The organism is Pyxidicoccus sp. M6 (assembly GCF_055568925.1).
In genome coordinates, this window is sequence record NZ_CM145714.1 from 8228975 (window position 1) to 8240713 (window position 11739).

8 protein-coding genes are annotated in these 11739 nt (G+C 71.8%); 6 read left to right on the plus strand and 2 right to left on the minus strand.

The annotated features are described in order from the left end of the window. Positions 1–20: 20 nt before the first annotated feature. Both ACVTJA_RS32210 and ACVTJA_RS32215 read left to right on the plus strand, forming a co-directional pair. Positions 21–938: a hypothetical protein gene (locus tag ACVTJA_RS32210; protein ID WP_465825378.1), complete on the plus strand. Its 918-nt coding sequence runs from the start codon at positions 21–23 to the stop codon at positions 936–938. Between the two features lie 61 nt (positions 939–999). Further along, complete coding sequence (locus tag ACVTJA_RS32215; protein ID WP_465825379.1) at positions 1000–3042, plus strand: hypothetical protein; 2043 nt, start codon at positions 1000–1002, stop codon at positions 3040–3042. Positions 3043–3108: 66 nt separating this feature from the next. On the opposite strand, the gene ACVTJA_RS32220 is transcribed toward ACVTJA_RS32215, so the two are convergent. Then, the gene (locus ACVTJA_RS32220; RefSeq protein WP_465825380.1) at positions 3109–3300 is read right to left on the minus strand and encodes a hypothetical protein; all 192 of its coding nucleotides are present in this window, start codon (positions 3298–3300) and stop codon (positions 3109–3111) included. A gap of 193 nt (positions 3301–3493) precedes the next feature. On the opposite strand from ACVTJA_RS32220, the gene ACVTJA_RS32225 reads away from it, so the two are divergent. Then, positions 3494–5902: an ABC transporter permease gene (locus ACVTJA_RS32225; protein ID WP_465825381.1), complete on the plus strand. Its 2409-nt coding sequence runs from the start codon at positions 3494–3496 to the stop codon at positions 5900–5902. A 6-nt stretch (positions 5903–5908) separates the two neighbouring features. On the opposite strand, the gene ACVTJA_RS32230 is transcribed toward ACVTJA_RS32225, so the two are convergent. Beyond that, positions 5909–7666, minus strand: a complete 1758-nt coding sequence (locus tag ACVTJA_RS32230; protein ID WP_465825382.1) for an ABC transporter ATP-binding protein — start codon at positions 7664–7666, stop codon at positions 5909–5911. Positions 7667–7821: 155 nt separating this feature from the next. Here ACVTJA_RS32230 and ACVTJA_RS32235 point away from each other — a divergent pair, with 155 nt between their 5' ends. Genes ACVTJA_RS32235 through ACVTJA_RS32245 form a run of 3 tightly spaced genes read left to right on the plus strand, consistent with a single transcriptional unit; the run spans position 7822 to position 11708 of the window. Next, positions 7822–9153, plus strand: coding sequence for an FAD-binding oxidoreductase (locus ACVTJA_RS32235; protein WP_465825383.1), 1332 nt, complete (start codon positions 7822–7824; stop codon positions 9151–9153). After that, entirely contained in the window at positions 9150–10190 is a 1041-nt protein-coding gene (locus ACVTJA_RS32240) for a glycosyltransferase family 9 protein (RefSeq protein ID WP_465825384.1), read from the plus strand. Before ACVTJA_RS32235 ends, ACVTJA_RS32240 begins: the two co-directional genes overlap by 4 nt. Before the next feature lie 45 nt (positions 10191–10235). After that, positions 10236–11708, plus strand: coding sequence for an MBL fold metallo-hydrolase (locus tag ACVTJA_RS32245; protein ID WP_465825385.1), 1473 nt, complete (start codon positions 10236–10238; stop codon positions 11706–11708). The last annotated feature ends 31 nt before the right edge of the window (positions 11709–11739 follow it).

Here is an 11739-nt window from a genome sequence, read left to right on the forward strand (position 1 = left end):
CGGCCGGTGCCCGCCCTCTCATGACCTCACCTGAAATCATCGCGCCCTCCCCCGTCCTGCTCCGGAACATCCGGGAGGAGCTGGGCTCCCACCTGCCCGAGCCGCACCGGCCGCTGCTGCGGCTGCTGGACGTGTCGTCGTACCTGACGTGCATCACCGTGGCCCTGGGCGAGCGGGCCGTGGGGCGGCTCATCCTCCCGCAGGAGAGGCTGGAGGCAGCGACCGGGCTGCTCACCGGGCTCGGGCTTCACGTGCACCGCGGCTGGCTGGACTTCATGCCCCGCGTCTCCGGCGTGGAGGGCACGGACCACGACCGCGTCGCCGCCCCACGTGGCACCCCCGGCGCCACGCACGGCATGCTGTACATGGGCCTGGACGCGGATCTGGTCGAGGGCGCGGAGACGGTCGAGCGCCAGGGGCACCATGGCCTGCTCGCCCAGCTCTTCGGCTACCCCGACTGCTGCTCACGCGTCTTCACGCAGCCAGCCGCCCCGACGCACCTCGACAAGACGCCGGACTCGTACCAGGACACCGGCCCCTTCCCGCGCGAGATGAACCCGTGCGTGCCCCACCTCTACGGGCTGCACCCGCTCTTCCACTTCCCCTGCTCGCCGCGGTGCACGGCCTCGCGGGAGCTGCTTCGACAGCGCCTGGGCTACCTGCGCAGGTATGCCCCGTCGTGCGCGGAGTACGAATCCCTCGGCGAGGGCATCGCCTTCTACGGCCAGGGTGTCGGCATCGCCGTGGCGACGCGCTACCAGCGCACCGACGAGGACACCTACCTGCTGGAGAGGGTCGTCACGCGCAGCGACCGGCTGCGCGAGATTCTCTCCCGCCCGGGAGCCTCGCCCCGGCTCCGCATCCACTCGGTGCACGAGTTCGAGTTGGGCGACGCCCGCCTCCAGGACGCCCGGGGCCTCGTGGCCCGGTTCGAATGAGCGAGGTCGCGTGGAGAAGCCATTGCCAGGAGCCATACATGAGGCGCTGGAGCGGGCTGTCGTGGCCCTGGAGGCCGCGGCGACGCCGGAGCTGCTGATTGCCTCGGCGGCGGGGTTTCAGCCGGTGGCCTCGCCCTACGCAGCCGCCCTCGTCCTCTCCTCCCTCGCGGCCGACACGCGGCGCCTGGAGCGCGCGGCCCGGCCCTTCGTGCGCTACCTCCTGGAGACGCGCGAGCCCTCCGGCCTGTGGCGCCCGTGGCTCCCTCCACCGGAGCAGCCACCGGGCACGAGTGCCTCGGCCCGCGCGAGCCTCGCGCTCGCGCAGTGGGGCATCGCGGAGGCGGACCCCGCGGCGACCTTGAAGGCCCTGCTCGCCACCGCGCGCCCGGACGGCGGCCTCGGGGCCTGGGCGGAGCCCGCCGGCGCCGACGCGGAGGACCTACTGGCCAGCGTGGACGTGCTCGCGCTTGCCTCGGCCCGGGGCCACGCGCTCCCGGCGCTCGCCGCGCGGGTGGGCTCGCGGGTGGAGATGCACGGGCTGGAGGGCCGCCCACGCCACCCCTTCACCGTCTCGCCGTTCGCGCTCGCCCACGCGCTGGCGACGTGGCTCCGGACCGACGACACGCTCACGCTGCGGCGCATCGTGTGGCGGGACTGCGCGCGGCGCCGGAGGACCGCGCTCGAGGACGCACACGACTGCGCGCTCGCGCTCAGCACCCTCCTGACGCTCGGGCCGCCCCGGGGCGAGCCCTCCTGGGACGAGCGGGTGGAGGAGATGGTGGCGCGCATCCTCCAGGAGCAGAGCGACGTCGGCCTGTGGCCCGCGCTGGCCCTGATGACGGACGCGCACGGGTGCGTGTATGGCTCGCTCCAGGTCACCACGGCCGCGTGCATCGAGGCCCTCACGCGCTATACACAATGGCGCGAGGGTGCCGGACTGCCCGGGAAGCCGGAGCCCACCCCGCTCCCGCCCCGGGGCTGGAGGGCGGCCACCGCGCGCAAGGCACGTTCCGTCCAGGATTCGTTCCGGCCCGGCACGTGGAGCGACAGCCTCGCGGCGCTGCACGCGCTGGTGCCGCCCACCCTGCTCTCGACGGAGGCCATGGACCGCGTGCACGGCATCGCGCGCTGGCTGCCCTCGGAGCTGACACACGGCTTCGGGCTCGAGTGCCGGCTGGCGGAGGCGACGCCCCGCGCGGACGTGTTCTTCTGGATCAACAGCGACAGCTACGGGCCGTACATCCTGGCCGGTGAGGACCCGAAGGTGTCGATGCCGGAGGCGCTGCGCCGCGAGCCGCTGTGGCGGAGCATCTTCGACTTCTCGCGCCAGTGGACGGACCCGGGCTCGCTGCTCCACCAGGGCGTGGACAGCTTCTGGCTGGAGTTCGACGTGGGCGAGGCGTCCCCCGAGCCGCCCGTCCCCGTCATCTTCTTCTGTCCCGAGGAGAGCCCCATCCCCGAGGACCTGGCCGGCGCCCGCGCGTGCCGCCAGCGGCACCAGGACATCGCCACCGCGGCCCTGCACACGTTGAGTGACGGGGGCCTGCCTCCCGAGACGCTCCGCAACGTGCGCGCCTGCATCGAGGCGCTGCCGTCCGGCTCCCAACCCTTCGCGCTCGGAGTGCTGCGCTCGCGACGGCTCGACACCGTGCGCTTCTGCGCCAAGGACATTCCCGCGGAAGGAATGCTGGACTACCTCGCGTCCGTCGGCTGGAGCGGCCCCCGCGCCGGGCTCCAGGAGCTGCTGGGCTGGCTCTCCGGCCACGTGGACCGCTTCGTGCTCGACCTCGACGTGGGCGCGCACGTGCTGCCCACCGTGGGGCTCGAGTGCTCGTTCCACCGCCGCCGGCAGCCGTCCGCGGAGCCCCGCTGGGCCTTGCTGCTGGAGGAGCTCGTCCGCCGAGGGCTGTGCCAGCACGACAAGCGCGACGCGCTGCTCGCCTGGCCGGGCCAGTCCCCGTGCGTGGAGCACCTGGAGGGAGCAGTGCGGGAGAGCCGCTTCGACCGGCGCCTCAGCCACCTCAAGCTCAGCCTGAAGCCGGAGCTGGAGGCGAAGGGCTACTTCGGTGCGTGGCGGTACCTCGAGATGAGCCGGCCCCCGTGAAGGAGGCCGCCCACCCGAGGTGGCTGGGGTCATCCCGGCTCTCGCCGGCCCCATCCACCTCGCGGCTCAAATCCAGCCGTCGCCGTCACCGTAGCTGCTGTGCACGGGGGGCAGCTCCGCGACCGCCGGCATCGTGGAGATGGCGTGGCCCTGGCCGGTCGCCAGCAGCTTGCGAAGATGGCCACGCAGGGCCTCGACCTTCTGCGCGTCAAGCTTCTTCAGCTCCGCATCCTGCTGCACTTCCTTGGTTTCAACCATTACGACCTCCGATACCTCACTGGGGTTTGGAACCACGGTGTGCTCGGAAGCCGGGTGCCCCCGAGGCCCATGGGGATTCAACCAGACATCGCGTTTGAACCCATACGGATTGTCTCTGTGTCGCTATAATGTCGTCAAGACGCCGATAGTTGAATTCAAGGGAATGTCAGTAACCGTTTCCTCGAAGGTGCTCATGGACCGCCTCATGAATGACTTGAAATACGGCCTCCGGCTCCTGTTCGCGAGCCCCTCCTTCACACTGGTGGTGATTCTCACGGTGGGGCTGGGAATCGGTGCCAGCACGGCCATCTTCAGCGTCATCAACTCCATCTGGGTGCAGCCGCTGCGGTTCCAGGGAGAGGACCGTCTGCGGATGGTCTGGGAAAGCGCACCGAAGCAGGGCGTGGACCGGATCGAGACCTCGCTGGCGACCCTGGCGGACTGGAAGGAGCAGTCGGACGTCTTCGAATCGCTGTCGGGGCTGGTGCCCGAGAGCTACAACCTGGCCGGCGCGGATCAGGCGGAGCGGCTGCATGGCATGCGCGTGGGCGCGCAGCTCTTCCGTGCGCTGGGCGTGGACGCGGTGGTGGGCCGGACCTTCGGCGCGGACCAGGAGCAGCCCGCGGGCCAGGACGTCGTCCTCCTCAGCCACAAGCTGTGGCAGCGCCGCTTCAGCGGGGCCCCGAGCACGGTGGGGAGCACGGTGACGCTGGATGGCAAGCCGTACACGGTGCTGGGCGTGATGCCGCCGAGGTTCGATTTCCCGCCGGGCTCGGACGTGTGGGTGCCGCTCGTGCCGACGACGGACGAGCTGCGCGAGCGCGGCAACCGGCAGGTGCGCGTGGTCGGGCGGCTCAAGCCGGGCGTCACGCCGGAGCAGGCGGATGCGACGCTGCGGGTGCTGGCACAGCGGCTGGCGGAGCAGCACCCTGATTTCCTGGAGGGCCGCTCCATCCGCATGACGACGGTGCGCGAGGGCTACCTCGGCTCGGCGGGCCCGGTGCTCGCGACGCTCGCGGGCTCGGTGGCCTTCGTGCTGCTCATCGTCTGCGCGAACGTGGCCAACCTCCTGCTCGCGCGCGCGGCCGTGCGCCGGCGGGAGATGGCGGTGCGCGCGGCCCTGGGCGCGGGACGCGGGCGCCTGCTGGCGCAGCTCCTCACGGAGAGCGTGCTGCTGGGGGTGCTCGGCGGCGCGCTGGGGGTGTTGCTGGCGCTCTGGGGCACGCACCTCATCGCCGGGGCCTTCCCGCCCGCCATCGCCCAGTTCGTCCCGGGCTGGTCGGATATCCACGTGGACGGCCGCGTGCTCGTCTTCAGCCTCCTGCTGTCGCTGGTGACGGGCCTGCTCTTCGGGCTGGCGCCCGCCGTGCACGGCTCGAAGCAGGACCTCACGGACGCCCTCAAGGATGGCGGCCGGTCCACCACGTCGAAGAGCCGGCTGCGCACCACACTGGTGGTCGCCGAGGTGGCGCTGGCGCTGCTCCTCGTCGTGGGCGCGGGGCTGATGATCCAGAGCCTCTACCAGCTCGAGGGCAAGTCGCCCGGGTTCCGCCAGGACGGGGTGCTCACCTTCGAGCTGGCGCTGCCCGAGGCGCAGGAGGCGGACCGCTCCGCCCCGGCGCGCTTCTACGAGCAGTTGCTGGAGCAGCTCTCCGCGCACCCGGACGTGACGAGCGCTGCGGCCATCAGCCTCCTGCCGATGAGCCGCAACAACCACAGCAGCGGCATCACCATCAGCGGCAAGCCGGCGGTGTCCGACTCGGAGAAGCCGATGGTCAACCGGCGCATCGTGTCGCCCAACTACTTCCGCACGCTCGACATCCCCCTGCGCCAGGGCCGGGACTTCACCAGCGAGGACACGGCGCAGACGCGCCACGTGGCCATCATCAACGAGGAGATGGCCCGGAAGTACTGGCCCGGCGAGGAGCCGCTCGGCCAGCGCTTCACCATGGGTGGCGAGGAGTGGGAGGTCATCGGCGTGAGCGGCAACGTCCGGACGATGAACAAGGGTCAGCTGCGCGACGAGGTGCCGGAGTTCTACCTGCCGCTGGCGCAGTCGCCGCAGAGCAGCATGGGCGTGCTCGTGCGCACGCGGGGCGAGCCCTTCACCCTGAACAACGCCGTCCGCCAGGCGGTGGCGCACCTGGACGGGAACCTGCCGCCGCCCGTGACGCGCACCCTGGAGCAGCGCATCGCGGAGACGCTCGGCTCGCGGAGGCTCCTGACGCTCCTGCTGGGCACGTTCGCGGCGCTGGCGCTGCTGCTGGCCGCGGGCGGCGTCTACGGCGTCATGTCCTACTCGGTCGCGCAGCGCACCCACGAGATGGGGGTGCGCCAGGCGCTCGGCGCCACGGAGGGCGACGTCTTCCGGATGGTGCTGGGACAGGCGTTGCGGCTCGCGGGCACCGGCGTGACGGTGGGCAGCCTGCTGGGATTGGTGCTCATGCGCCTGATGAAGTCCCTGTTCTTCGAGGTGAGCCCCTCGGACCCGCTCACCTTCGTGGGCACCGCGCTGCTGCTGCTCTTCATCGCGCTGCTGGCCAGCTTCGTGCCGGCCCTGCGGGCCACGCGCGTGCCCCCCGCGAGTGCCCTGATGGGGTAGCGGCCGTCAGGCGGCCACGACCTGCTTCTCCACGAGTCGCCGATACAGGCCGTCCTCGGCGACAAGCGACGCGTGCGTGCCGCTCTGGATGATGCGGCCGTTGTCCATGACCAGCACGCGGTCCGCGTCCATCACCGTGGAGAGCCGGTGCGCGATGAGGAGGGTGGTGCGCCCGCGCATGAGCCGGTCCAGCGCCTCCTTGACCAGGTGCTCGCTCTCGGCGTCCAGGGCGCTGGTGGCCTCGTCGAGCACGAGCAGGCGGGGGTCCTTGAGCACGGCGCGGGCAATGGCCACGCGCTGCTTCTGCCCGCCGGAAATCTGCACGCCGCGCTCGCCCACGAGCGTCTCGTACCCCTTCGGGAAGCGGGAGATGAAGTCGTGCGCGTTGGCGGCGCGGGCGGCGGCCTCCACCTCGGCGTCGGTGGCGTCCGGGCGCCCGTAGCGGATGTTCCGCGCGATGCTGTCCGAGAAGAGGAGCGGCTCCTGCGACACCACGCCGACCTGCCGGCGGAGCCACTGCGGGTCCAGTTCCTCCAGGCGACGACCATCCAGCGTGATGAGCCCCGAGTCCGGCGCGTACAGGCGGATGAGCAGCGAGGCGATGGTGGACTTGCCGGCGCCCGAGTGGCCCACGAGCGCCACGCGCTCGCCGGGGGCCATCAGCAGCGACAGCTCATCGAGCACCGCCACGTCCTTGCGCGTGGGGTAGCGGAAGCTCACGCGCTGGAACTCGACGCGGCCCTCCACGCGGGCCAGCGTATCCCCGCCCCGGTTGGGGATGGCGGGCACGCGCTCGATGAGCTCGAACACGCGCTCCGCCGCGCCGATGGCGCGCATGACGTCCGTCCACAGGTCGCTCATGGCCCCGAGCGCCATGGCCACCATCAGCGTGTAGACGAGGAAGGACGTGAGGCTGCCCACGGTGAGCTTCCCGTCGATGACGAGCCGCCCGCCGTACCAGAAGACGAGGATGGCCGCGGCGTAGCTGGCGAAGCCGGCCACGCCCATGAAGGTGCCAGACAGGAAGATGCGCTTGCGCTCGAGCTTGAAGGCCTGGGCCATGGCGTCCACGTAGCGCTGGACCTCGGTCTGCTCGGCGGTGAAGGCGCGCACCGTGCGGATGCCCGCGAGGCTCTCCACGGCGACGTGGTTCGCCTCGCCCTCGGCGTCCTGGGCCTCGCGCGACAGCTTGCGCACGCGCCGCCCGTAGGCCATGGCGCCCAGTGCCACCGGGGGCACCACCGCCAGCATGATGAACGTCAGCCGCGGCGACGTGTAGAAGAGGAAGGCCAGTCCGCCCAGGATGGTGATGGCGTTGCGCAGCGCGATGGAGATGTTCGAGCTGACGGCGCTCTGCAGCACCGTGGCGTCCGACGAGAGCCGGCTGGCGAGCTCGCCCGCGTGCCGCTCGTCGAAGAGCGCGATGTCCTGGTCCATGAGGCTGCGGTAGAGCTGCTCGCGCAACCGGTTCACGATGCGCTCGCCCGCGGTGTGGATGAGCGTGTAGCGCAGCATGGTGGCCACGCCCTGGACGACGAACACGCCGGTCATGGCGGCGGCGATGCGGTCCGCCCGCGCCGACTCTCCGGACAGCAGCGCCTGGTCGATGATGAGGCGGATGGCCTGAGGGAAGAGCAGCCCGGCGGTGCTGGCGACGAGGATGCAGAAGGTGCCGAGCAGCAGGCTGCCCAGCTCCGGACGCGCGAGCCCGAACATGCGCCGCAGGGACACCCGCCGGGCGGAGGACATGGAGAAGGCTGACATGGAGAGCGAAGCCTATTCCGAGAGCCCAGCAGGGCGGAATCACCCGGCCTCCCATGAGAAGGCGGGAAGACCCGTGTTAGCCTCGACGCCCTCCTCCCATGGCTCCTCATCCCGCATCCCTCCTGGATGAACTGCGCGCAGGCGTCCGCGCGCCCGTGATTACCGCCCCCGACGCCCTCGAGTGCCATGGCCACGACTTCGGCGGCCTCGTCCGGAGGGTGCCCTCGGTGGTGGTCCAGGCCCGCTGCGAGGCGGACGTGGTGCACACGCTGAAGGTGGCGCGGGCGCTGCGGGTGCCTGTCGCGGTGCGCGGGTCCGGCCACTCCTCGGGCGGACAGTCGCTGTGCGAGGGGGGCATCGTCCTGGAAGCAAGCCCGGAGCATGGCGAGGTGCGGCTCCTCGAGGACGGCCGCGTGGAGGTCACCGCCCGCACGCGTTGGGAGCAGGTGGAGGCCGTGCTCAACGCCGCCGGGCGGACGATGCCCGTGCTCACCTCCTCCCTGGGCACCACCGTGGGTGGAACGCTGTCGGTGGGCGGGTTCGGCTCCCGCTCGCTGCACTTCGGAGCCCAGGTGGATCAGGTCGAGTCGCTGCGGCTCATCCTGCCGGATGGCTCGGCGGTGTGGTGCGGACCGGAGGAGAACGCGGAGCTCTTCCGCTTCGGTCTCGCGAGTTTCGGCCAGGTGGGCGTCATCGAGCGCGTGGTGATGCGGACCGTGCCCTTCCAGCCCGTCACCCGGCTGCAGCTCAACCCGCACGGAGGCCTGAGCGCGCTCGTGGACGCGGTGGCCTGGACGGCCCGCTGGGAGGAGCCTGGCCCCGAGCACTTCTTCGGCATCTGGAAGGAGGGCCGGCTCTGGTCCGTCTTCGGACGGGACTTCGCGGACGAGGCCGCGGCCGGCCGCGCCAGGGCCCCCGAGCCATTGGCGCGCATGACCGAGGGCCGGGTGGAGCTGGACGCACCGCCGCTCATCTTCGCGCTGAGCGCCGAGCAGGACACGCGCCAGCGCCAGCCCACGCACCGCCGGCTCTGGTGCGACTACTGCTTCGACCTGGACGGGCTGCGCCGGTTCGCGCGCTTCGTCGAGGAGACGCGCGAGCTGTGGCTCCCCACCCTCAACACCGTGTACGTGCTGGGGCTCGCGAACCCCGCCGGCCGGACGCGCTGGCCCTTCGACATGCGCTCGGGACGTCAGGGCCCGGGGCGCCTGTACGCGGTGGGCCTGTACCATGGCGTCCGCGCGGAGGACCGGCGGAGCCTGGAGGCGGCCGTGGCCGCGCACCGCCGGTGCCTGGAGTGGACGGTGAAGGCCGGAGGCCGTCCCTACCTCTATGGTTGGCACCCCCTCGCACCGGAGAGCCGCGCGGCGCTCTACGGCGACGACCTCTCCCGCCTGCTCGCGCTGCGCGAGACGCTGGACCCGGACGGCCTGCTCAACCCGCATGGGCTCCACTGGGGCGACCTCGCGGCGGAGGGCGCGCGGTGAGCGCCCCGGACGTGGCGATGTGGCTGCTGCGCCGGCGCCGCGCGCTGGCCGCGCGGGCCCCCGTGGTGCTTCACGCCAACGCCATCGGAGACCGGCTGCTCGCGCTGCCGGCGGTGCGCGCCCTGGCCTCGCTCTTCCCTGGACGGCTGACGGTGGTGGGGCCCGCGATGGACGAGCGCCTCTACTACGCGGACCTGCCGCTGCGCGCCTTCCTTCCCTTCAAGATGCGGTGGGTGGGCTACAGCCAGTTCGATCCGCGAGCGCTCGCGCTTCAACTGGAGGGGTGCGACCTGCTCGTCTCCTTCAACAGCTGGCACTCGGAGGACGTGGACGCGCTGCTGGCCCAACTGCCCGGGGCGGTCAGCGTCGGCTATTTCCGCGCCTTCACGAAGCGGTTCCGCCGCCCCGAGACGGTCAACGTCTGCGACGCCCACTTCCAGGCCCCGCGCTGGCTTCGCCGCGAGCTGCGGCTGGAGGACTTCTCCCAGCCCCCGCCCCTGCCGGAGGAGAGCCTCGCCGCGGCCCGGCAGCTCCGCGCCAGCCTGCCTCCGGGCGCCCGGCTGCTCGCGGTGCACACCGAGCCCTCCGAGGACTTCAAGCGCTGGCCCGCCGAGCGGTTCGCACGCGTGCTGGAGTCCTTTCTGGCGCGCCACCCGGACTTCCTGGTGCTCGTGGTGGACCGCGCCGAGTCGGGGCTGGAGGCCATCCGCCACGGCGACCGGGTGCTGTCCTGCGCCGGCTCGGACCTGGCCCTGGCCATGGCGCTCGTGGGGACCGCGGACCTGTTCCTCGGCATCGACTCCTGCATGCTCCACGTGGCCGACTTCTTCCGCGTCCCGGCCGTGGGGCTCTTCGGGCAGACGCGCCCCGCCTACTGGGGCTGCCGCTTCACCACGCACCGCTGCCTGGACGCGAACGGGCCCCTCCATACGCTGGGCGAGCCCGAGGTGCTCGGCGCCCTGGAAGCCCTCGCCGACGCCCCGCGCCAGAGTCCTCCGGGACCGCGGGGCTGGGCGAAAGTGCCGGGCTATCGATGATTTCATATTTTTGATTTGCTCATGCGCCTGCCGCGAGGACGCGCCATGTTCAATGCGACATTCATCGGTCACCAGGGGTGGTTGCTCGAGACGACCGACACACGGCTCCTGGTCGACCCATTGCTCGCGGACACCTTCGGCAACACGCCCGGGCGCGAGGCCCGCGTCTTCCCCCCGAGGGAAATCCAGTTCGAGCGCTTCCCGGCCGTCTCCGCCGTGCTCCTCACGCATGAGCACGAGGACCACCTGTGTCCAGCGTCGCTCGACCGGCTGAGCCGCGACATCCCCATCTATATCTCCGGCAACTCCTCCTCGGCCGCGGCGGACATCCTCCAGGAGATGGGCTTCGAGGCGCGGCGCCTCTTCCCCGGGCAGGTCCTCTCGCTGGGCAACCTGAACGTGCTCGGCCTGGGGCCCTGCCACGTACGCCACGAGGCCAGCGACGAGTGGGACGTGCTGCCCTTCCTCGCGTGGGACCGGGACGGCCACGGCAGCTTCTTCAGCTCGGTGGACGTGGCCACCGCGGACGAGATGCTCCAGCGCGCGCGCGCCTGTGTGCCGAGGCCGGGCATCGTCGCGCTCTCGTGGAACACCATGCACCTGGGCTTGCGCATGGTGGAGCCCAAGCCCGCGGACCCGTTCAGCATGGCCCAGTCGCTGGCCCAGAGCGCGCTGGAGACGCACAGCCGGCTGTCGCGCCTCTGGGGCGCTCCGGCCGCCATCGCGGTGAGCGGCAGCGGCTTCTCGCTCCAGGACGACATGGCGTGGCTGAACCGGAACGCGTTCGTCCTGGAGGCCCAGCAGGTGGTGGACGCCGTCCAGCAGCTCGGCCTCCCCGCGCTCCTCGTGGCGCCCAAGCCGGGAGAGGCGCTGTCCATGACGAAGGAGCGGCCCTGCCGCGTGGTGACGCGCGAGTTCATGCGCAGCGCGCCCCGGCAGCGCTGGCCCGAGCGGACCTTCGTGGGGGACCAGCCCGCGGTGCCCGCCGACTACGCCCCGGCCTGCGGCAAGCGCGAGGCCGGCCCCGCGGAGAAGGACGCCCTCGAGAAACACCTCGTGGAGCTGGCGCGGTACCTCTATGGCACGCGCATCTTCCAGGACCTGCTGTCGGTGCACTCCGACGAGCTGCGCGACCGCCGCCGGAGCATCGCGCTGGTGCTCAAGCGGGCGGAGGGCCCGGCCTGGGTGTTCGAGTACAACCTGCAGCAGTGCCGCTTCGTGCCGCGCGAGTCCGTCAACCCCTACGCCAACTATCCGGCGGGCATCGAGTGCTGGGCCACGGACCTGCTCGCCCTCTTCGAGGGCCGCGTGGTGGCCAGCAGCGGCGTGGGCCTGGGGCGCTCGCGCGTCTGGAGCGCCGTGCCGGGCCGCTTCGCGGGGCTCTACACCCAGCTCTTCGTGCGCTTCTTCCACCCTCTGCGCCGCCCGGAGGCGGGGCTGGCGCTGTACCGGCGCGTCTGGGCCCTGGCCCAGGAGTCGCGCTCCAGCGCGCCGCACGTGGCGCGTCAGAAGCCGTAGCACCCAGCGAAGAACGACCAGCTTGGGAGGG